This window comes from Candidatus Pantoea symbiotica (genome assembly GCF_056491525.1).
The window spans coordinates 1,493,514-1,512,446 of sequence record NZ_JBSZHR010000002.1 but is presented as its reverse complement, the minus strand read 5'-3'; the positions used below and the strand labels follow the sequence as shown (position 1 = coordinate 1,512,446).

Sequence of the window (18,933 nt, the reverse complement as noted above, 5' to 3'; positions counted from 1 at the left end):
GCCAATCACGCGACTTCTATCGGCAGATAAATCTGGAAATTTTGCTTAATATTCGGTTGTGAGGCGTTCTCTTTGCAGGATGTGCCATAGTTCATGTTGATATGAAATATAAAGGATCCTGCTATGTTTGGCTTTTTAACCTCTCTTTTTGGTAGTCCAGAATCATTAGTGCAAGTCATGACGCGCCAGGACATTCAGGAATCGATTGAGGAAGGTGACAGAATTATTATTGATGAAGACGGTAACGCTTCGGTTAATCCATTGAGTCCTGAAGTACAGCGCGATTTTGCCCATCATGTCAGCACATTAAAGGATATTTAAATGGGCACGGCGATATTTATGGTAATGATGGTATGCGGTTATTGGTATACTAGCCGCGACATGTCGAGCCGTTTGAAAATTAAGCGCTCTTTTGGCTGGGATGTCTATTTTCTTATTGCACTGTATGGCTGCATATTTGTACTGCAAGGCGTGCTGGCAACCGCCATTATCTGGCTAATTCTGCTGGCCGCATCCGGTGTGAACAATGCCTTTGCCCTGACTTCGGCAGAAAATGTGCACTGGAACGTCGATTTCATGACGTGGAGTTTTTTAGGCATTCAGGCGCCGGTGGTCTTGATGCTGGCCTTTGCCATTCTGTTCTGTATGTATCGCTCCAATTGGGCGGTGAGCGCCCGGCTCAACGCCGGTGGGCGCAAAGAGCTGTATCAGCGCCTTTCACGCTCCAACGGCATCGAACAGTTGCTGCTGCAGTGTATGGAAGAAGGCGAACTGGCGTGGGTTACGCTGAAATCGCGCCGTATCTATATCGGCATGATTCACGCGGCGACCTTTGAGTATGCCAATACCGCCAATATTGTGTTGATCCCGATGCTGAGCGGCTATCGCGATTCACGCACGCTCAATCTGGCGATCGAGCATAATTACAGCAAGTGGTACCACAATCACGACATCGATTTCTCTTCGTCACCGAAAAGTGCCCTTGAGTTTCGCAAAGTGATTATGGTGCATCAAATAGAAAGTTTGTCGCTGTTTGATCCGGCTAGCGCCAGCGCATTAGCCATGGATAAGCAAAGCGGTAATAAACGCAAATGGATCCGGAAGTCTGCGCCTAAACGCGACTATCCATAATTTAATAATCAAAGATGCTGGCTTAATTATTTATGTTGTACCGAGCCAGCAATACTCCATAATAAGTCAAAATAATAAGGTAATCATGATGGACTTTAAAAAGTTCGAGGCCACTCTTCAGCTGTGGGGGGATTTACACTTCACAGGAATAGAATTACAACAGCGTGATAATAAAAGCGAAATTTACGCCACCGGCACCAATAATCATACCCAAAGTCAACTTTATATTTGCACGCTTTCTACTGAGATTGCGTCACATATTCAGTTAAAACAGTTTCGCACTTGGTTACACAGAATTAACATTGGTAAAGCAAAACGCCGGTTGGCTCTCTCAGGGAAGGAGTAATGACATTGTCCCCGCGTGGGGGACAGCGGAAAATATCAGGCGTCGTCAGGCGTATAGCCCACCACAATTTCCAGCGTTTTGCGCAGCACATCGGCTTCAGCATCACTTTCTGCGGTTTCCAGCGCCATAATCAGACAAAGAATAATCGATTTATTACTGACGCGCCCTTCCGTGGCCAGCACGTGGCGGATAACCCTATCCAATACGGCAGCTTCGTTTCTTAACGTACTGTCTGCATTGCGAAAATGCTCTGCCAACTCGGTATCAGGCAGTGCAGCATAGAGGTTGTGATTTTCCGACATGATTCCAGTCCCGTGATTGCGTGTGTGCCCGCATTGCTATGTCCTAAACGCGAGCCAATCGGTCAATGTTTACGATTGTTGCCAGACTGCTGGTTATGACCAAACAGCTGGAGAACGTTATCTCTTTGCGGCTGCTCTTCGCGCAGTTTTTTCCCCGCCGAAATGCTGTTGCGCACATCGGTGATGGCGGCAGTAATCGCTGCACGCTGTTCGTCATCGGTGCTCTGCTGTTTCATCAGCGTCAGCTGATCCATCAGCGCCTGAGTATTAACGGGACCCGGCTGCTGCAGCAACGCCAGCGCGGCTTCGCCAATAATTTCATCGATTATTTTCTGCTGTTCACTTCTATTCATAACGAATCATTCATAACGAATCTCTGATCGCCGCTTCGCCCCGGTGCGGGGCGAAGCCAGTGTGGGAGCGTATTCAGAGTAAAATTTTAATACTTGTACAAGTTTGACGTCTGACAGGCTCTCAGCTTTCGCGTTCGAATAACAAGCCAATCAGTTGATGATAATGATGCTCTTCTTCGGCATTGGCGGCCAGTTCCAGTCTGCGCAGCAGCTTAGTGCAGAGCGATTTGCGGTTGAGATTACGGCCTTCGCGTAAGATTTCAACCACGATCTGACCCAATGTTTCCTGCTGCGATGGCAGCGACGCTTTGCTGAAGTAGTTGGCAATGGCCTCGACTGAACTCGGCGTGTATCCGTTCTGACGCATAATTGACCCCAATAATTAAAAAAGTTAGGTCATTTGACCTAAGTAAAGTTGTACAGATAGCAAAAAGCTGTACAAGGAGCTTACTCAAGTTAGCAGGCGGGATTTGTTGCAAAAAGTGCTAATAAAGGTGAATTAGGATAATTGGAAAGCTTTTGTTTCCAAATCCGTGCGCTCAGCGCCGAAAGTCATCGACGCGTGAGCCTGTTGGGCTAGTCAACTGTCGTCGGCATCGGCCGAAGGCATTCTGACGCTGCCTTCCTGACGACTCAACCCGCGCAACGCGGAATGGACGCGGTTATCGCTGCCCGCCGGTTGACGGTGCGTGAGCAGCCATTGCTGAGCCTGGCTAATGCGCTGCTGCTGTTGCGTGTTTTGCTCTTTTCTCGCCATGCACGCGAGTTCTGCCAGCAGTGAGGAGACGCTGACATCCTCACGACGTAGCAGTAACGCATAGGCCGCTTCGCCGATAATTTTAGGTTGCGAATCTGACATCTTCTACCTCCTGAGAATATGGGCTTACGCTTGCTTCTCACTACTCACTATAGATCATCAGCGTGGTGCCTTGTTAACAGAAAGCTCTGGTTATCTTGGGTTTTTGTTACTAACACGTTATGGTAACTGCCCTTCGGTGGCCTCTGCTCGCACCGACGATGTGATTAATAACAAGAATGAAGCAAGGAAATCTGGCATGGAGTTCACCATACGCAAAGCCAAGGCAGAGGATGCAGAGCTGCTGCACCTGCTGGGCCGCATGACCTACAGCGCGCATTTTAAACATATGTGGGTTTCCGCAGAAGAGCTGGATGCCTTTATCGACAAGGAATACGGTCTGGCGGAACTGAATAGCAGCTTGGCGGCGCCCAACGAGAGCTGGCTGATCGCCGAGACCGACAAGCCGATTGGCTTTGCCAAAGTCACCTGGAACACGCCGGTACCGGATTCCGGCATGAGCGGCGCGCTGCTGAATAAGCTGTATCTCAATCCGGAAGAAACCGGCAAAAACTACGGTCGCTGGATGTTCGAGAGCATCATCAATGAGGCGCGCGACAAGCGTGAAGGCTATCTGTGGCTGGAAGTGTTAGGCGATAACGTGCGTGCACGTAAATTCTATGAAGCCTTTGGTATGCAGCACATCAAAGACATTCCGTTTGTCACCGCTTCGCAGCAGAGCACGATGCAGATCATGGGAATGATGATTTAAGCGCAGCGGCAAGCCCTTTGGCACAAAATAAATTTCCTTTGTTGCCAACTGTTTTGCAAATCATTGCGGGTTCTGGCTTGATCAAACTGCCCAATCGACATTACTGTATACATATACAGTAATGATTTGAGATCGCAGCCATGCAGTTTTATCAACCCGCGGAAATCCGCGCCATTCTCGCCTTACCCTTGTTCATCAGCCGCGTGCCCTGCGGCTTCCCGTCCCCGGCGCAGGACTACGTTGAACAACGCATCGACCTCAACGACTTTTTAGTCGACCACCCCAGCTCAACCTACTTCATCCGAGTCAGCGGTGATTCGATGATCGACATTGGTATCAATGAGGGCGACATGCTGGTGGTGGATAGCTCGCTGAAACCCAAACACGGTGACATTGTGGTGGCTTCGCTTTCCGGCGAGTTCACCGTGAAACAGCTGATGCTGCAGCCTTACCTGCATCTCAAACCGATGAATGCCGCGCATGCGGTTATTGCCATTCCTGATGCCGATGAGTTCGAAGTCTTCGGCATCGTTAAACACGTGATTAAAACTATAGGCCGCTGATGTTTGCCCTGGTGGATGTGAACTCGTTTTATGCCAGCTGTGAAACGGTGTTTCGCCCGGATCTGCGTGGCAAACCGATTGTGGTGCTGTCGAATAACGACGGCTGCATTATTTCCCTGAGCAGAGAAGCCAAGGCGCTGGGCATCAAGATGGGCGCGCCCTACTTCAAACATCGCGAAGAGTTGATGCGCCATAAAGTGGTGGTGTTCTCGTCTAACTATGCATTGTAGTAAGTTAAGTGGAATGCAACATTGACTGGGTAAACTTTGAATAGCAATGCTGCTGTCAGAGGTAAACACAATGATGATTCCACCAAATCAGGACGTTCTGGTACTGGCGGAGCGCTGGCTGAAACTGCTGTCCGACCTGGGCAGGGCTCAGGCCACACTCTCCGCCTACCGCAGTGCCCTCAGCCATTATTTTGCGTTCTGCAGCCAGAACAGCATTGAACCTGAAAAGGCCCGGTTTGAAGACCTGGCCGCCTACATCAGCCCTCAGCTACCCGGCATGCCTTTTCCCGCGGCCAGCGCCACGCTCCAGCTGCGCCTTTCTGCGATCCGTCTCTGGTATGACTTTCTGGTTTATCAGGATATCTGCAGTCTCAACCCGTTACCCCGTTCGGGTTTGCCGGGGAGCGCTTATACGGGACGCGGTCTGGTTCCCCGTATCACACGTCTGCCCGTTATTCCTGATGATGAGCAATGGCTAAGATTCCTGATGCATGTCTCTGCCGCCTCCCTGCGTGACAGACTGATGCTAGCCCTGGCGTATTACGGTGCGCTTCGTCGCGCAGAAGTAGCCTCCCTCATGCTTGAAGATATTGATCCTGCTCATCGTCTGATTCGTGTTCGCGCCGAAACGACGAAAAACAGGCGGGAAAGGATAGTCTGCTACAGTTCCGCCGTAACACCGGTGCTGACAAATCATTTCCGGCAGTTACGGCTCGCGGGTTACCGAGAAGGTGCATTGTTTCGCTCGGCTTCTGATCGTAACCACGGTGCCCCCCTGTCTTTCTGGAACTGGAGTAAAACTGTCCGGAAATGGGCACTTGATGCCGGCCTTCCACAAATCACCACACATACCTTCCGCCATCTTCGTCTGACGCACCTGGCACGCTTTGGATGGAAACTCCATGAACTAGCCGCATACGCAGGACACCGCGATCCGCGTACTACCCAGATTTACATCCATCTTTCAGGTTCTGATTTGGCTGGTCGGATGGCCGCTGCAGTAGCTGAAATTGATCGAAAAGTTGCCGGCCTTATTTTTCAGACGGAGACTCGCTGATGAAAGAAGAAATAATCATGTGTACTTATAGCCCCTTTGAACGTACAGATTATCAGCTGAATGATGTGCTCACTGCTGAAGAACGGGCAGCGCTAAGTACAGGCCATCGCAGATCAGCCGCTCTCGAACAGCCGGATTCTTTGTCATTGTTACTGATGCCTTTGCAGGATATTGCCACTCGCAGTGGAACCAGTGACAGGCTGATCAGAATCATAATTCTTTCCGTTCTGGCAGAAACACACCGGACAGGGAAACCCTGCTGGCAGTGGCCGCAGGAAAAATGGATTTATCTGTTACAGCAGCATGAATCAGGCAGGCCGCTGCTTGCCGCTTTTGCCTTTCATCTTGGCCCATTTTCTTCTCCGTTCAGTTTGCCGCATCAGGGCGCGCCGTCGCTGTATGCCCGAGCCATTTTTGGACAGAACATTTTCAGTCAGGAGCTCAGCCGTCTGACTGAAGTTCTGGTTTCGCTTGGGTATAAAAGTCAGAACCAGAAAAATGCTCTGTCAGCCATACTCGGCGTACTGATGCTGATGAATAAAAATCCTCAACTTGAAAGCTTTACGATCGATCTGCTGTGGCGGGCGCAGAATTATCACGACCGGGGAATAGCAAAAACAGCTGGCAGGGTTTCACACGCACTTGCCGCAATGGGCATCATAAAAAATTCTGTGCGTATGCGGAATTATAAAGAATGGCATGAAAAACCCACGCAAGGTATCGCGGCAGACTGGGTCAGGTGGTGCCGGAAATGGAGGCATACGTCAGTGCTTCGCCCCCGATCGCGGGAGAACCAGTACAGTTTTATTCTCCGCTGTGGGCTGTGGCTTGCCCGTGAATATCCGGATATTCACGAACCGGCCGACTGGACAATGGAAACCTGTGCCAGCTTTATTGCGGCAGTTGGACGAATGAAGGTGGGCGAGCTGTCACTGGGCACCGAAGGAGGTGCCCGGCAATCTGCCCGGATAGGTGAGCCCTTGCTGCCGAATTCCCGTAGTGGATTTGTTTATGCGGTTCGCCGTTTCATGATCGATTATGAAAACTGGGGCTGGGGGCGACTGAAATTCAGTCCGGCACGACATCTCTCTACGCCTGGCACTCCACTGTTCCGTCAGAGTGTAAATCCCCGCGTCATTGATGATCCGGTCTGGCTGAAGCTGATCTGGGCAAGCCTCAATCTGCGCCATGAAGATCTCCTGAGTGACATTCACTATCCTCTGTCCATGTTGCAGGCGATGGCCGTTATCTGGACACATGCCGGGCTGCGCCAGAACGAGTTAATGCGTCTTACTGCTGGCTGCATCACTCTGCAGGCGGATGATATCAGGCGGGAGGATGGCAACATCATTCCGGCAGGAACGCTTTGCTACCTCAGCGTACCGGCAGGAAAAACGTCTAAAGCCTTTGTAAAACCTATCTCTGCCGTCGTGAAAAAGTACGTTGATATCTGGCTCAGCGAACGTCCACAGGAACAGGCAGCTCTTACGGATGAGCGTACCGGTGAAAAAGTCCGCTTCCTGTTTCAGTTTCGGGGCAAACCTGTCGGCAGGGATGTCATAAACCGGACTGTCATCCCGGTTCTCTGTGCCAGAGCGGGTGTGCCTGCGCAAGACAGCCGGGGGCCAATTACCAGCCATCGGGGGCGCGCTTCAGCAGTTACAGCCCTGGCCAGTGTTCCACAGGGCATGACTTTGTATGAGCTGATGCAGTGGTCAGGTCATTCTACGCCTCAGTCCACCATGCATTATATTCGTATACGTCCTACCCAGCTGGCTGCGTCTTTTGTGAAGGCGGACCGGGTGGCGCATATGATGAGCGTGCTAATCGATCATGATCCGGAGGCTGTCAGCCTGACCGGACCGGCAACCTATTACGATTTAGGGGATTCTTTCTGTACGAACCCATTCTGGAGCAGCTGCCCTCACCGTATGGCCTGTATCGGGTGCGATTTTAACCTACCTAAAGAAAGCGCCAGAGGCCTGCTGCTGGAAAGTAAGGCTTCAGTGAAGCGTTATCTGGAGGAAGTTCCGCTGACAGCTGACGAGCAAGAAATTGTCGTTAACGATATGGAAAAACTGGATTATGCATTGAAAAAACAGTAAGGCACCCTGTTTCGCCCCGGAGAAGCATTTTGCCTGAAAAATGAATGCTGGACCCGGGGCGAAGGTTCAGACAGGTTATATTACTTTCTCATTAAAGATTCCCAGAGGTCCTCCGCCAGAAACCTGCTTTACGTTAACAGACCCCAAAGCGGAAGATGATTATTTTTTCAGCCACGTTTCCATATGCTCAATTTCACCTTTTTGCGCTTTGATAATGTCCTCTGCCATCTTCTTCATTTCCGGATCTTTCCCGTATTTCAGTTCCGTTTCGGCCATGGCAATAGCCCCTTTGTGGTGCTCAATCATGCCCCTGGCAAACGCTCTGTCAGCATCCTGTTCCTTCATGGCATTCATCATGCCGCTGTGCATCTTTTGCATGCCAGACATGTACTCTTTTGAAGCCGGGGACATATTCATATCCTGGGACATCTTTGAGTCCGGCTGCTGGGCTATAACGGCAGCCGGCAGGGCAAAAATCAGTGAAGCAAAAACAAATTGCGTTTTTTTCATAACGTCACTCCTTCATGTATTGGATTCAGACTTCAGATTTTCCCGATATCCTTTAATGTGCCGGGAAACCTATTACTGATACTAAGGCAGTACAAGGCCATGAAAATTGCCGACCTGCCGGTAAAACGTTAAAACACCTCCCGGGGAGCCGGCATCATGGCCGTGAACGTAATTACATTATCGTTCATGGAAACCTGCAGATCGCCCTCATGAGCCAGTAAAACAGAACGGGTGATGGACAGCCCCAGCCCGGCACCGTCCGTATTATGCTGACGGGAAGCGTCGCCCCGGTAAAAGCGGTCAAAAAGCCGGTTCAGACTATCCCGGTTGATATTTTCTGTGGGGTTAGAGATATGTATAAAAACCCTGCCGGCGTGGTGTTCAGCCAGCACATTAATAGCTGATCCCGGTAATGAATATTTTATGGCGTTAGTTATCAGATTACTCATTGCACGACGCAGCATCAGGCGATCGCCTCTGACAACTGCCTCCCCCTGCAGAGAAAGCGTTTTGCCGCTGTCACCGGCAAGCGGTTCAAAAAAATCGAGGAGCTCTTCCAGCTCTGCGTTTAACGAAACGTCCTGTTTCTCCAGAGGCATCAGCCCGTTTTCAGATTTAGCCAGGAAAAGCATATCACTGCTCATTCTGGCGAGCCGGCTCAGCTCTTCCAGATTTGAAAAAAGTACCTCACGGTAACTTTCGGCATCACGTTCACGGGACAGCGCAACCTGAGTCTGCATCATCAGATTACTGACAGGGGTACGCAGTTCATGCGCGATATCCGAAGAGAACTCAGACAGACGACAGAATGAATCTTCCAGCCGTTCAAGCATGCTGTTAAATTCAGCTACTGTTACCTTTAGTTCGGCTGGCAGATTATGGCCAGGGAGACGTTTGCTCAGGCTGTTAATCGTAATTGCTGAGGCAAGCCGGTTTATTTCATTCAGAGGCCTGAGTCCCATCCGGGTGACGAGCCATCCCAGAAAAACGGAGATAAATATCAGGGCGACATTAAACCAGACCAGCCATTTTTTAAGCTGACCGATAAACTCATCATGAAGGCTGGTATCATAGGCGGCCGTAATCAGTACATCGTTTAGTTTTCCTGCGCTCTTCGCATTAATTTTTCTGACCATAACGTTATAACGCCAGCTATCTTCCTCTACCGTCTGCATAATACCCGGACGGGTAGCTTCGCCGCTAAAGCGCTCATAAGGCACCAAAAAACCGGGTGATGAATAGTCGGCCAGCATCTGGTTATCAGTTGTTTTAACGGAAAGATAAAGTCCGCTGTGACCAACCATGGCATCCGAAAGCTTTCGTGCAAGCGATGCGCTGTCGAGCTTTCCGGCGTGCACCTCGCCCTCAAGAAGCTCTGTGGCAAGTTCAAGCTTTCCGGTCAGCAATGTGGCATCCTGATGACGAAAATAACTGCTGAGGGCGGCTACAAGCAGCACACTCGAAAGAAGCCAGACGGACATCATCACGCCGGCAAAGATTATGCTCAGTCGTGATGTCAGGGACCAGTTACGCTTCACTCTTCCCGTATCTCCAGCACATATCCGATACCCCGTACCGTGTGAATAAGCTTTGGTGTAAAGTCATCATCCACCTTACTGCGAAGTCGTCTGACGGCCACATCAATCACATTGGTATCGCTTTCAAAATTGATATTCCAGACCAGAGATGAAAGCAGGCTCCTTGGCAGCACCTCTCCGGTCCGCTGTAACAGTAGCTCAAGCAGCACAAATTCTTTAGCAGACAAATGTATCTTTTTGCCGGAACGGCTCACACTCCGGCGGGTGACATCCATAACCAAATCAGCAATGCGGTGCGTACCGGACGTTTGCGTACGGTTGCGTCTGAGCAGGGTGCGGATACGCGCCAGGAGCTCGGCAAAATCAAAGGGTTTGAGCAGATAGTCATCCGCGCCAAGATCGAGACCTTTAATCTTTTCACTGACGTTATCCCGGGCAGTCAGAAACAACACGGGCTCTTCGTGCCGGGCCATACGCATCTGCTGAAGAATATCCCAGCCGTCCATTGAGGGCAGCATTACATCCAGAATAATGAGATCATAATGCTGTCGCAGGATATGCTCCAGTCCCTGACGCCCGTCGTTTACAAGGGTTACATCATATCCCGCTTCCAGAAGCCCCTGTTTCAGGTAGGTACCGGTTTTCAGTTCATCCTCAACGATCAGCATAGTGGTCATGGGCAGCTTTCCTGCAGGCTACGGTTAGTCGTTATTCCATACCGGTACCCGGCGATAGCGTGCCCAGCCAGGCGACGGTTGCCAGTATCAGTACCGAAACAGTAAATTCCGTGATAATGCTTTTACGCATCAGGTAAATACCCATCTTATATTGGCCCTGAAGCAGGGCCGTTTCCAGTCGCGGTGTAAGCCGGAAGCGATTGGCGGCGGCCAGCAGCAGCATCAGAAAAAACAGAACAGTTTTTATCAGCAGCAGCAGACCATAGTCACTGCCCGGCAGGGTACTCAGAGGCTTTTCAACGATAAATACGAAGTTAACCACGGCGGTGATGACAATGCTCAGCACAATGATCGTGCCGGCACGGGCAAAACCCGACAACGCTGCGGCCAGCTGGCTGGCATAGACAGCCTTTTCAGCCTTTTTGATGCATAAGAGCAGAGTAAAAGCCGCCAGTGCACCGATCCAGGCCCCGGCCGCTGTCAGATGAATGATATCGCTCAGAAGATGAAGATAGTAGCTGATGCCGTCATTCATTGCCGCATGCCCGCCCCATGCCAGTGTAGCAAGTGCTATACCGCCGGACAGGGTAAGCACATAACGTGACAGCCCGACATGCCTGAGCCGCAGGCCAAGCCCGATAAACGCCATGACCAGTGCAGCGAAGCGGATAACCCAGCTCATGCCCACTGCAGTTTCCCCGACAACCATCTCCATAATATGGAGAGTCAGTTCGCCGGGATCACTGACGCCACTCATGGCCTGAGCGACAAGCAGCATATTTGCAAGGGACAAAACCATGCCAGCAGAGATGAGCGTAAAAAAGAACGACCAGACGCTGAACAACGATACCGATTTCTTCAATACTCCCTTTACCCCATAAATTTCGAATAAAGGCAGGCCAAAAAGAAGCATAAGATCAAGGTAAAGAAAAAAACGGATGATAATAAAAGTCTGATCGTTCATGGTATTACTTCACGCTGAAACTGTAGTTGCCGGTCCGGGGGTGAGTATCAGAAGATACCGCCCGCCATTCCACTTTATAGGTTCCTGCAGGCAGAGTTTTTGCCGGTGTGATAATCATCGTTTTCGGATCGCTGCCCGCTGAGACTTTAGCCGCAACCGGCATTGGCGCATGAGAAGACATGCCCGGCATGGCGGTCATTACAAGACGGGCGCCGGAAAATTTCGTTACCAGATTTTCGGTGAAATGCAGTTCCAGTTTAGACGGTGCCGTTATCTGAGACTTATCAGCAGGGACAGCAGACGCCAGTTCCGGATGCGCCTGTGCAGCAAAAGCCGCGCCAGAAGCAATTAAAGCGAAGAAATATTTGGCAGATGAATGTTTCATAATAATACCTGTTTTGTTTGAATTAACTGCATCAGAACCACATGCGAGCCCCGAGGAGGAAGCGCACTTCGTTATCTTTTTCACCTTCACGGGCAGCCATATCAGCAGTATTGCCATAGAGCTGGCTCCACGAAACCCCTACGTAAGGTGCAAATTCTCTTTTCACTTCATAGCGAAGGCGAAGAGCAAGTTCGGTACTGGAAAGGCCTTTACCGGTTTCCCGTGCCTCATCATCTTTCCCGTAAATATTCGCCTCAAAGGAAGGTTGCAGGATCAGGCGATTGGTCAGCAGCACATCGTATTCGGCTTCCAGCCTGAGCGCTGTCCGTCCCTGCTCGCCGGCAAACGCAGTCAGCTCACTTTCAAAGTTGTACAACGCCATGCCCTGAAAACCAGCAGCCAGCCAGGTTTGCGGTTTTCCGGGCCTGAAATCCTGCCGGGCACCGGCAACCACGTCCCACCAGGGTGTCAGAGCATGTCCCCATAAAGCCTGAACTTCTGCGGATTCGGCTTTATCTCGGGTGGTTTCACCTTCGCTACGTAACCAGAGTCGATTGATATCCCCGCCAGCCCAGCCGCTTACATCCCAGCTGAAGCCACCCGGATCGTTGTTTTTTTGCCATTCAAGCTGATCGGCAAGCACAAAGTAATTTATGCTGTTGTCATGAACCTTATGCCCATGTACGTCCGGGAATGCTGCCTTACGGTCCGCCTCCGTAACCGGCGGAATGGGTGTACGGCTTTCTGCTGGCGCCGCGGGCTGCATGGATTCCATACCCCCCATACCGGATGTCCCAGGCGTCATTCCTTCCATAGACGCATGATCCATTCCCTGCATAGCAGAATGGTCCATGCCTGACATATCATGCTGTTGTAAATTGTCAGATGGTCCCGTAGGTGCTGCAAACGCGGGCATCACTATCGCTCCGGCAAACGCAGTGCAGGCCAGCAAACCTGCAGCGGAACGTGAAAAATACTTTGTCATATCATTCCATCCTGAAACTGACATTATCGCTACCTCACTCTGTAACCCGGACTTCACGAAACATGCCGGTTTCCATATGGAAAAGAAGATGACAGTGATAAGCCCACCGCCCGAGTGCATCGGCAGTTACCCGATAGCTTCGGCGGGTACCCGGAGGCATATCGATAGTGTGTTTGCGTACCAGGAAATTACCGTCCTCATCCTCCAGATCGCTCCACATACCATGCAGGTGAATGGGGTGCGTCATCATCGTGTCGTTAACCAGCACCACACGCACGCGTTCGCCATATCGCAACGTAACCGGTTCTGAATCGGAGAATTTAATACCGTTGAATGACCAGGCGAATTTTTCCATATGTCCGGTGAGATGTAGCTCGATGGTACGCGATGGCTCACGCCCGTCCGGATCGTCAAATGTGCTTTTCAGATCGGCATACGTAAGGACTTTTCTGCCGTTATTGCGCAGACCAATGCCCGGGTCACTTAATTTAGGCGCCGGCATCATGGCCTGCATATCAACCAGAGGATTGTCTGTTTCAGATGCAGGATGTTTCTGCATGTCCCCCATGCCACTCATACTGCCGTGATCCATCCCGGCCATGGCGCTATGGTCCATTTCCGGCATACTTTCTGCTGCTCCGGAGACACCAGAGCCATCCATAGCCTGCATAGCATTACCATCCATGCCCGTCATGGTGTCGTTATTCATGCTCTGCATCTGGCTGTGATCCATATCGCCCATGCTGCCATGATCCATGCCGCCCATACCCATATCGTCCATAGTCAGCCAGGGGCGAGGATCGGGAGCCGGTACCGGAGCATAAAGCCCTTCACGGACAGCCAGCGTGCCGCGAGCGTAGCCGCTTCTGTCCATAGACTGCGCGAAAATAGTGTAGGCATCTTCAGCCGGCTCCACGATTACATCGTAAGTTTCGGCCACAGCGATGCGGAACTCGTCAACAGCAACAGGCGTGACATACTGGCCATCAGCCGCCACGACCGTCATTTTCAACCCCGGAATGCGCACATCAAAGTAGGTCATGGCGGAACCGTTAATGAAACGCAGGCGTACCTTCTCGCCTTTACGGAACAGCCCTGTCCAGTTTTTTCCAGGGCCCTGCCCGTTCATGAGATAGGTATATGTGGCACCACTGACGTCAGCCAGATCCGTCGGATTCATCTTCATTTCCGCCCACATTTTCCGATCGGACAACGTACTGCCTAGACCTTTTTCCCTGGCGTCACGGAAAAAGTCAGAAACGGTAGGTTTCGCAAAGTTGTAATAATCGGACTGCTTTTTCAGTTTGGCGAGAATGTCTGATGCTTTTTCATCAGACCAGTCGGTAAGCATGACTATGTGTTCGCTGTCCCAGACAAACGGTTCTGGTTCAGCTGCATCAATAATAATCGGGCCATAGACACCTTCCTGCTCCTGCAGGCCGGAATGGCTGTGATACCAGTATGTACCGTTCTGCTTTATCTTAAAGGAGTAAACATAGGTATCGTCCGGCTCAATACCATGAAAACTCAGTCCCGGTACGCCATCCATATTCGCCGGCAGAAGAATGCCATGCCAGTGAATTGATGTCGGTTCAGAAAGGCGATTTTTAACTCTTAATGTAACGGTATCGCCTTCTTTCCAGCGCAACAGAGGGCCTGGCAGGCCGGCATTAATGGTTTTTGCATACCGGGTTTTACCGGTGATATTTAGCGGCGTCTCGCCAATAAACAGATCAAAGTCTGTGCCGGTAAGTGTGCGGGACTGCATCAGGCTTACCGCCGAGAATGCATCGAATGTTCGCAGGCCCAGTCCGCCCACAATGCCAGCGGCAGTGATCCCTTTAATGAAATTACGTCGTGAACTTTTAAGCTGCATGACTGAACTCCGGCAATTTTCTGTTATCCCGGGAGAATGGCTCTCTCCGCTCCGGAAGCACAAGCCGTGCTTACCGTTCAGGATGAAAAGTTTTTTGTTACCGGAAAGCTACCACAGCTACAGACTTTGTGTGATTACAATTGTGTAATGTTGGAACGCACTGTTTATAAATTACATTTCTGTCATTTTTCGCCGTAACGTTTTTTCTTCTGTACGATGAACATCACTAAGGCCACAGGTAAACCCGGCCGGTAATTGTTTATTCTTATTTTACATTCAACGTTAAGGACTGCCACCATGAAAAAAGTAAAGCTTATCCCTCTTGTGATCCTGATTTCCGCTTCGTCCGCATGGGCACAGCAGCATCCTGAAACAGTACTAGATAACACTGATAACCGTGTTTCTGTCTCTGCGATGAATGAGCATGAACGTGCCATTCTTGCGCATGAGAGCATGGATAATGCAAACTCAGCTGCGCATCAGAGCATTATCGATATGCACCGTAAAATGATGCTGGAAGAGAAATAACGGATAGTATGTGGACAGAAAATTCGCCCGGAGTTTTCTGTTCTTCCTTGCCACTGCATCCGGGATGTGTTGTGTATTACCCTCATCATTAATGTATTTCCGGTAAATCTTCTTTCAGGCTGATTTCAGCCGGCCCGCTGACTGTGGCGGGCTACATTTTTATATTTTAAACATTCTTTTTACCGCAGCCCCCGGTTTACTCAACGTGCAGTAAGGTGTAACTGTATTTCCCTTTTTTCACCCGGTTCAGGTCTTGTCTGCCAGCTAATCGCCCTAACCTGCACTGCAATCTGCGATTTATCTTCAGGTTAAGCCTGAAAGGCCTCATGTTGAAACGGTAGAAAGCATCAAAATGAATATACAACCGCTTACAGGATATCATCAGAGCCTATAGATTTTGTAAGTCAGTTTTTTACATTTCATGTCGTATACGCCGCTATTATGCATAATGAAAAACTCTAAACCGTTCAGAAAGGTGTGCTCTTGCTTCAGTCGTGAATATTTAAAATAATTGCCAGAGGAATTGATTAATGTGATTTGGCATCACTCAAAAAACAAGCGACATTAAGCAAATTATTTATTGAGAAACATCACACTCAGCCATGTAAAAAAACTAAGCTGATTGAAACAGCTTCAACAGAACTCCTCGCCATTAGTTCAAAGCGATAACATCTTCAATTGCAGCAGGAAAATAAAAATTAAATCTTATAAAAAAGATGTTTATTTTTTGTAAGCGTTGCAAAAAAGCCCCATATAGGGGCTAATTTGAATAAAGGGATCGTATCTTTAAGGTAAGAATATCTACATCTGCAAAAACATTAAGGACTGATATAGCAACCCGCTTCCGTCAGTTTTACTTCATACCGCGATGTATTGCAGCCATTGACTGGTGTGCTTCTGACTGGCCGTTACTCATATTTTCGTGGGCAACGGCGGCGCTTTCATGTTCATCCATTTCTGCAAAAGATGGCGCGGTACTTGATTTCATGCCGGCCATATCATCTGACATTTTCTGATGGTTCTTCGCCATTTTCTGATGGGCATCAGAAGCACCATTTTTCATGGAATTATGAACATTAAGGGCCTGTTCATGCTGATCCATACTCTTCATTTGTAATACTTCCCCCCTGACAGATTCAGGAACGGATGAAAACTGTTGCTGATGCGCTGCCGCCTGGGCATTATTAACATGCTCATGAATGTTGATATTTCCATCCGCCCAGGCTGAAGGAATTAAGCTAAGTCCGACAGAGGAAGCGAAGATTAAACTTTTCATAATAAGTTTCCCGTTGATAATGGAATAAATAACGGACTGTCAAAGATGTCATCAACTAAAGAACTTACAAGCCAGACTGATTTCATCTTAAAAAAAGATAATATGCGTAACTCAGTGCCTGTATTCCGTTGATATTGATCCATAAAGACTGTTCCGCCTGCTTAGTGAGGACGATTCTACCTGCTTAATTCTGTTGAAGGCATGACAGCTTAATGACATCTCTGTAATATATTTATTATTCATCGAAAAAACTGGAGACATTCGGGACACTATGCAGCCATTCTGGGTAATAGCAATATGAATCGTGTCGAAACTGTATCTGATTCGACCCACAGTTTCCCGTGATGAGCGTTTACGATTGACTTTACAATCGCCAGACCAATCCCACTGCCTTCTCCCTTTCTTTGCCGCGATGGATCGACGCGATAAAACCGATCAAACAAACGTGGCAGGTGTTCTGCAGGTATCGGTTTCCCTGGATTTTCAACTATAAGCTGAACACTATTCTCATTCCCCGCAATGGTTACAGTCACTGTCTTCCCTGACTGCGTATAACGCAGAGCGTTAGACAGAAGATTATTTAATGCCCTTCGGTACATAAGTGGGTCTCCTTTAATAAGGCAGCACGACCCGTTTAACTGCAGAGAAACATTGAGTTCTTCTGCCCAGGCTTCGAAAAAATCAAACACCTTGACCACTTCTGTGCGGAGATCAAACATTATCCGTTCGGGGATCAATTGATTATTATCAGCCTGTGCCAGAAAAAGCATATCGCTGACCATTTTTGTCATTCTGTTATACTCTTCAAGGCTGGAATACAACACATCCTCCAGCTCTTTCTGCGTCCTGTGCTGACTTAGCGCGATTTCAGTCTGTGTAACCAGATTGGTTATGGGCGTTCTGATTTCATGGGCGATATCAGCAGAGAAATTTGCCTGTCGCGTAAATACATCCTCAATCTTTTCAATCATATGGTTAAACGATATCACCAGTTGCTCCAGCTCGATGGGAACTTTGGACGGTTCCAGTCTCACATCCAGGTTCTCCGAGGTAATATTTTTAATGGCCTTGCTGACGTTGCGGAGAGGAAGATGACCCTGGCGAACCGCTATGCGGATAATGAAAATTATCAACAGGCTGATTACGAAGGCAATGGCAATTAAATTCTTTTTTAGTGCTTCAAGGTAATGAAGATGAAAGTCAATCGAGAGCCCAATTATCATCTGATACGTCTGTGGTTTTCCGTTAAGCGTTGCTTTGCCTGAAGATGCAACGATTCTGTAAGTCTCCATTTTCATGTCAGAGCCGTTGCGCATAAGTAAAGTTGGCTCTTTTACTGTCCAGAGGAATATTTCCCTGGCCCGACTATGCGCTGTAAAGTTTGATGCATTGACCACAGAACGTAACGTCGCTCCTTGTGGTGAACTGAACAACACGTCACCCCCATCAGTCAAAATAAGAACAGCGACGTTGCGGTAATCTGATATGGATTCTTTGATTTTACTTATTTTTTTTTGGTCCGGAGCTACAGGTGTCTGCAGTATTCTGTTCATCGCGATACTGATTTGTTTCAGATCCCGCACATCCTGCTCTGCAAAGTGTTTTTCAACGGAATGCAGCATAAACCAGGTAAAAGCAAAAAACGCAATTATGGTGGACAGGCTGATAAAGAAGGTTAGTCTCAGTGCGAGAGAGTAAGGGCGCCCTGAGAAATTAAAACGCATCCGGAACCTCCAGGATATATCCCACGCCGCGGACCGTCTGGATCAGCTTAGGCTCATAATCGTTGTCTATCTTTGCCCTGAGGCGTTTTACTGCCACGTCTATAGCATTAGTATCGCTGTCAAAGTTCATATCCCAGACCTGCGATGCAATCAGCGAACGGGGCAGCACCTCTCCCTGATGACGAATGAAGAATTCCAGTAGAGAGAACTCCTTACTCGTCAGCAAGATACGTTTCCCTGCGCGGCTAACCTTTCTTGAAACAAGGTCTACCATCAGATCAGCCACCTTAAACTGGCTTTCCGTGATGACTGTGTTACCCCGTCGTAAAAGTGTCCTGACTCGGGCAAGAAGCTCAGCAAACGCAAATGGTTTAATCAGGTAATCGTCCGCGCCCAGCTCAAGTCCTTTAACCCGGTGCTCAATGGTGCCGAGAGCCGTAAGCAGCAAAACAGGCATACCTTTACCTGCGGCACGAAGCATACGAATAATATCCCAGCCGTTTACATCCGGGAGCATGATATCCAGAATCAGTAAATCATATTCGGCTGTTATGGCGAGATGATATCCGGTCAGACCATTATCGGCGTGATCAACTACAAATCCCGCTTCAGTAAGCCCTTTACTGAGGTACTCACCAGTTTTTACTTCATCTTCAACGATCAGTATTTTCATCTTGCTCCCCTGGCTGACTACCCGTGCCATTCATTCTATTTAGCCTAAGCATGTAATCAACGGCTTACGTTAAAAATGACAGCATTGTCATTATCCAGTCACCTGGCAAACAGAGAGCATTCTGTAACATCCCCCTATCAAT

The 18,933-nt window shown here is 49.2% G+C and carries 22 protein-coding genes and 1 pseudogene; 9 read left to right on the top strand and 14 right to left on the bottom strand.

The window, feature by feature from the left end:
* Positions 1–123: 123 nt before the first annotated feature.
* The 3 genes from ACXIZX_RS07615 (at position 124) to ACXIZX_RS07605 (ending at position 1,477) form a co-directional block, all read left to right on the top strand.
* Positions 124–321, top strand: coding sequence for a hypothetical protein (locus ACXIZX_RS07615; RefSeq protein ID WP_008102837.1), 198 nt, complete (start codon positions 124–126; stop codon positions 319–321).
* Positions 322–1,131, top strand: coding sequence for a hypothetical protein (locus tag ACXIZX_RS07610; protein WP_008102835.1), 810 nt, complete (start codon positions 322–324; stop codon positions 1,129–1,131). It begins immediately after the preceding gene.
* Positions 1,132–1,216: 85 nt separating this feature from the next.
* Complete coding sequence (locus ACXIZX_RS07605; protein WP_061716741.1) at positions 1,217–1,477, top strand: hypothetical protein; 261 nt, start codon at positions 1,217–1,219, stop codon at positions 1,475–1,477.
* Positions 1,478–1,512: 35 nt separating this feature from the next.
* Here the strand turns inward: ACXIZX_RS07605 and ACXIZX_RS07600 are convergent, their stop codons facing one another.
* The 4 genes from ACXIZX_RS07600 to ACXIZX_RS07585 all read right to left on the bottom strand — a co-directional run bounded on the left by ACXIZX_RS07600 (position 1,513) and on the right by ACXIZX_RS07585 (position 2,991).
* Positions 1,513–1,779, bottom strand: coding sequence for a biofilm development regulator YmgB/AriR family protein (locus ACXIZX_RS07600; RefSeq protein WP_008102831.1), 267 nt, complete (start codon positions 1,777–1,779; stop codon positions 1,513–1,515).
* Positions 1,780–1,841: 62 nt separating this feature from the next.
* Positions 1,842–2,132 (bottom strand): hypothetical protein, encoded by a 291-nt coding sequence (locus ACXIZX_RS07595; protein ID WP_008102829.1) that lies wholly within the window; start codon positions 2,130–2,132, stop codon positions 1,842–1,844.
* A gap of 121 nt (positions 2,133–2,253) precedes the next feature.
* The gene (gene ycgZ, locus ACXIZX_RS07590) at positions 2,254–2,499 is read right to left on the bottom strand and encodes a regulatory protein YcgZ (protein ID WP_007891089.1); all 246 of its coding nucleotides are present in this window, start codon (positions 2,497–2,499) and stop codon (positions 2,254–2,256) included.
* Positions 2,500–2,712: 213 nt separating this feature from the next.
* Positions 2,713–2,991: a hypothetical protein gene (locus ACXIZX_RS07585; RefSeq protein WP_179451181.1), complete on the bottom strand. Its 279-nt coding sequence runs from the start codon at positions 2,989–2,991 to the stop codon at positions 2,713–2,715.
* Between the two features lie 196 nt (positions 2,992–3,187).
* On the opposite strand from ACXIZX_RS07585, the gene ACXIZX_RS07580 reads away from it, so the two are divergent.
* The 5 genes and pseudogenes from ACXIZX_RS07580 (at position 3,188) to ACXIZX_RS07560 (ending at position 7,655) form a co-directional block, all read left to right on the top strand.
* Positions 3,188–3,700 carry a GNAT family N-acetyltransferase gene (locus tag ACXIZX_RS07580; RefSeq protein ID WP_061716745.1) on the top strand — a complete coding sequence of 171 codons (513 nt, stop codon included), beginning with the start codon at positions 3,188–3,190 and terminating at the stop codon, positions 3,698–3,700.
* A gap of 140 nt (positions 3,701–3,840) precedes the next feature.
* Complete coding sequence (gene umuD / locus ACXIZX_RS07575) at positions 3,841–4,263, top strand: translesion error-prone DNA polymerase V autoproteolytic subunit (RefSeq protein WP_061716746.1); 423 nt, start codon at positions 3,841–3,843, stop codon at positions 4,261–4,263.
* Positions 4,263–4,490 (top strand): annotated as a pseudogene (locus ACXIZX_RS07570) (Y-family DNA polymerase); the annotation flags it as partial. The gene umuD and the pseudogene ACXIZX_RS07570, both read left to right, overlap by 1 nt.
* 73 nt (positions 4,491–4,563) lie before the next feature.
* Complete coding sequence (locus ACXIZX_RS07565; protein WP_061717563.1) at positions 4,564–5,550, top strand: tyrosine-type recombinase/integrase; 987 nt, start codon at positions 4,564–4,566, stop codon at positions 5,548–5,550.
* Positions 5,550–7,655 (top strand): tyrosine-type recombinase/integrase, encoded by a 2,106-nt coding sequence (locus ACXIZX_RS07560; RefSeq protein ID WP_479403874.1) that lies wholly within the window; start codon positions 5,550–5,552, stop codon positions 7,653–7,655. Before ACXIZX_RS07565 ends, ACXIZX_RS07560 begins: the two co-directional genes overlap by 1 nt.
* Before the next feature lie 159 nt (positions 7,656–7,814).
* On the opposite strand, the gene copM is transcribed toward ACXIZX_RS07560, so the two are convergent.
* The 7 genes from copM to ACXIZX_RS07525 form a co-directional block, all read right to left on the bottom strand.
* Positions 7,815–8,165 (bottom strand): CopM family metallochaperone, encoded by a 351-nt coding sequence (gene copM, locus ACXIZX_RS07555; protein WP_039389835.1) that lies wholly within the window; start codon positions 8,163–8,165, stop codon positions 7,815–7,817.
* Positions 8,166–8,293: 128 nt separating this feature from the next.
* Entirely contained in the window at positions 8,294–9,703 is a 1,410-nt protein-coding gene (locus ACXIZX_RS07550; protein ID WP_039389837.1) for a heavy metal sensor histidine kinase, read from the bottom strand.
* Positions 9,700–10,380, bottom strand: coding sequence for a heavy metal response regulator transcription factor (locus ACXIZX_RS07545; RefSeq protein WP_039389839.1), 681 nt, complete (start codon positions 10,378–10,380; stop codon positions 9,700–9,702). Before ACXIZX_RS07545 ends, ACXIZX_RS07550 begins: the two co-directional genes overlap by 4 nt.
* A gap of 31 nt (positions 10,381–10,411) precedes the next feature.
* Positions 10,412–11,344 carry a copper homeostasis membrane protein CopD gene (copD, locus tag ACXIZX_RS07540; protein WP_050680616.1) on the bottom strand — a complete coding sequence of 311 codons (933 nt, stop codon included), beginning with the start codon at positions 11,342–11,344 and terminating at the stop codon, positions 10,412–10,414.
* A gap of 4 nt (positions 11,345–11,348) precedes the next feature.
* On the bottom strand, positions 11,349–11,729 hold the full coding sequence (gene copC / locus ACXIZX_RS07535; RefSeq protein WP_039389843.1) for a copper homeostasis periplasmic binding protein CopC: 381 nt from the start codon (positions 11,727–11,729) through the stop codon (positions 11,349–11,351).
* 31 nt (positions 11,730–11,760) lie between these two features.
* Entirely contained in the window at positions 11,761–12,645 is an 885-nt protein-coding gene (locus ACXIZX_RS07530; protein ID WP_479404857.1) for a copper resistance protein B, read from the bottom strand.
* Positions 12,646–12,748: 103 nt separating this feature from the next.
* Positions 12,749–14,590 carry a copper resistance system multicopper oxidase gene (locus ACXIZX_RS07525; RefSeq protein ID WP_039389849.1) on the bottom strand — a complete coding sequence of 614 codons (1,842 nt, stop codon included), beginning with the start codon at positions 14,588–14,590 and terminating at the stop codon, positions 12,749–12,751.
* A gap of 297 nt (positions 14,591–14,887) precedes the next feature.
* Here ACXIZX_RS07525 and ACXIZX_RS07520 point away from each other — a divergent pair, with 297 nt between their 5' ends.
* On the top strand, positions 14,888–15,118 hold the full coding sequence (locus ACXIZX_RS07520) for a hypothetical protein (RefSeq protein ID WP_050680615.1): 231 nt from the start codon (positions 14,888–14,890) through the stop codon (positions 15,116–15,118).
* Between the two features lie 853 nt (positions 15,119–15,971).
* On the opposite strand, the gene ACXIZX_RS07515 is transcribed toward ACXIZX_RS07520, so the two are convergent.
* The 3 genes from ACXIZX_RS07515 to ACXIZX_RS07505 form a co-directional block, all read right to left on the bottom strand.
* Positions 15,972–16,394, bottom strand: coding sequence for a copper-binding protein (locus tag ACXIZX_RS07515; protein WP_479403873.1), 423 nt, complete (start codon positions 16,392–16,394; stop codon positions 15,972–15,974).
* A 269-nt stretch (positions 16,395–16,663) separates the two neighbouring features.
* Positions 16,664–18,118 carry a Cu(+)/Ag(+) sensor histidine kinase gene (locus ACXIZX_RS07510; protein ID WP_050680614.1) on the bottom strand — a complete coding sequence of 485 codons (1,455 nt, stop codon included), beginning with the start codon at positions 18,116–18,118 and terminating at the stop codon, positions 16,664–16,666.
* Positions 18,108–18,791 carry a copper/silver response regulator transcription factor gene (locus tag ACXIZX_RS07505; protein ID WP_039389857.1) on the bottom strand — a complete coding sequence of 228 codons (684 nt, stop codon included), beginning with the start codon at positions 18,789–18,791 and terminating at the stop codon, positions 18,108–18,110. Before ACXIZX_RS07505 ends, ACXIZX_RS07510 begins: the two co-directional genes overlap by 11 nt.
* Positions 18,792–18,933 lie beyond the last annotated feature (142 nt).

What these genes read in the sequence shown, in the direction of transcription:
- ACXIZX_RS07615 (WP_008102837.1), top strand. Translation starts at nt 124, where the DNA reads ATGTTTGGCTTTTTAACCTCTCTTTTTGGTAGTCCAGAATCATTAGTG.
- ACXIZX_RS07610 (WP_008102835.1), top strand. Translation starts at nt 322, where the DNA reads ATGGGCACGGCGATATTTATGGTAATGATGGTATGCGGTTATTGGTAT.
- ACXIZX_RS07605 (WP_061716741.1), top strand. Translation starts at nt 1,217, where the DNA reads ATGATGGACTTTAAAAAGTTCGAGGCCACTCTTCAGCTGTGGGGGGAT.
- ACXIZX_RS07600 (WP_008102831.1), bottom strand. Translation starts at nt 1,779, where the DNA reads ATGTCGGAAAATCACAACCTCTATGCTGCACTGCCTGATACCGAGTTG.
- ACXIZX_RS07595 (WP_008102829.1), bottom strand. Translation starts at nt 2,132, where the DNA reads ATGAATAGAAGTGAACAGCAGAAAATAATCGATGAAATTATTGGCGAA.
- ycgZ (WP_007891089.1), bottom strand. Translation starts at nt 2,499, where the DNA reads ATGCGTCAGAACGGATACACGCCGAGTTCAGTCGAGGCCATTGCCAAC.
- ACXIZX_RS07585 (WP_179451181.1), bottom strand. Translation starts at nt 2,991, where the DNA reads ATGTCAGATTCGCAACCTAAAATTATCGGCGAAGCGGCCTATGCGTTA.
- ACXIZX_RS07580 (WP_061716745.1), top strand. Translation starts at nt 3,188, where the DNA reads ATGGAGTTCACCATACGCAAAGCCAAGGCAGAGGATGCAGAGCTGCTG.
- umuD (WP_061716746.1), top strand. Translation starts at nt 3,841, where the DNA reads ATGCAGTTTTATCAACCCGCGGAAATCCGCGCCATTCTCGCCTTACCC.
- ACXIZX_RS07565 (WP_061717563.1), top strand. Translation starts at nt 4,564, where the DNA reads ATGATGATTCCACCAAATCAGGACGTTCTGGTACTGGCGGAGCGCTGG.
- ACXIZX_RS07560 (WP_479403874.1), top strand. Translation starts at nt 5,550, where the DNA reads ATGAAAGAAGAAATAATCATGTGTACTTATAGCCCCTTTGAACGTACA.
- copM (WP_039389835.1), bottom strand. Translation starts at nt 8,165, where the DNA reads ATGAAAAAAACGCAATTTGTTTTTGCTTCACTGATTTTTGCCCTGCCG.
- ACXIZX_RS07545 (WP_039389839.1), bottom strand. Translation starts at nt 10,380, where the DNA reads ATGACCACTATGCTGATCGTTGAGGATGAACTGAAAACCGGTACCTAC.
- copD (WP_050680616.1), bottom strand. Translation starts at nt 11,344, where the DNA reads ATGAACGATCAGACTTTTATTATCATCCGTTTTTTTCTTTACCTTGAT.
- copC (WP_039389843.1), bottom strand. Translation starts at nt 11,729, where the DNA reads ATGAAACATTCATCTGCCAAATATTTCTTCGCTTTAATTGCTTCTGGC.
- ACXIZX_RS07530 (WP_479404857.1), bottom strand. Translation starts at nt 12,645, where the DNA reads ATGCCCGCGTTTGCAGCACCTACGGGACCATCTGACAATTTACAACAG.
- ACXIZX_RS07525 (WP_039389849.1), bottom strand. Translation starts at nt 14,590, where the DNA reads ATGCAGCTTAAAAGTTCACGACGTAATTTCATTAAAGGGATCACTGCC.
- ACXIZX_RS07520 (WP_050680615.1), top strand. Translation starts at nt 14,888, where the DNA reads ATGAAAAAAGTAAAGCTTATCCCTCTTGTGATCCTGATTTCCGCTTCG.
- ACXIZX_RS07515 (WP_479403873.1), bottom strand. Translation starts at nt 16,394, where the DNA reads ATGAAAAGTTTAATCTTCGCTTCCTCTGTCGGACTTAGCTTAATTCCT.
- ACXIZX_RS07510 (WP_050680614.1), bottom strand. Translation starts at nt 18,118, where the DNA reads ATGCGTTTTAATTTCTCAGGGCGCCCTTACTCTCTCGCACTGAGACTA.
- ACXIZX_RS07505 (WP_039389857.1), bottom strand. Translation starts at nt 18,791, where the DNA reads ATGAAAATACTGATCGTTGAAGATGAAGTAAAAACTGGTGAGTACCTC.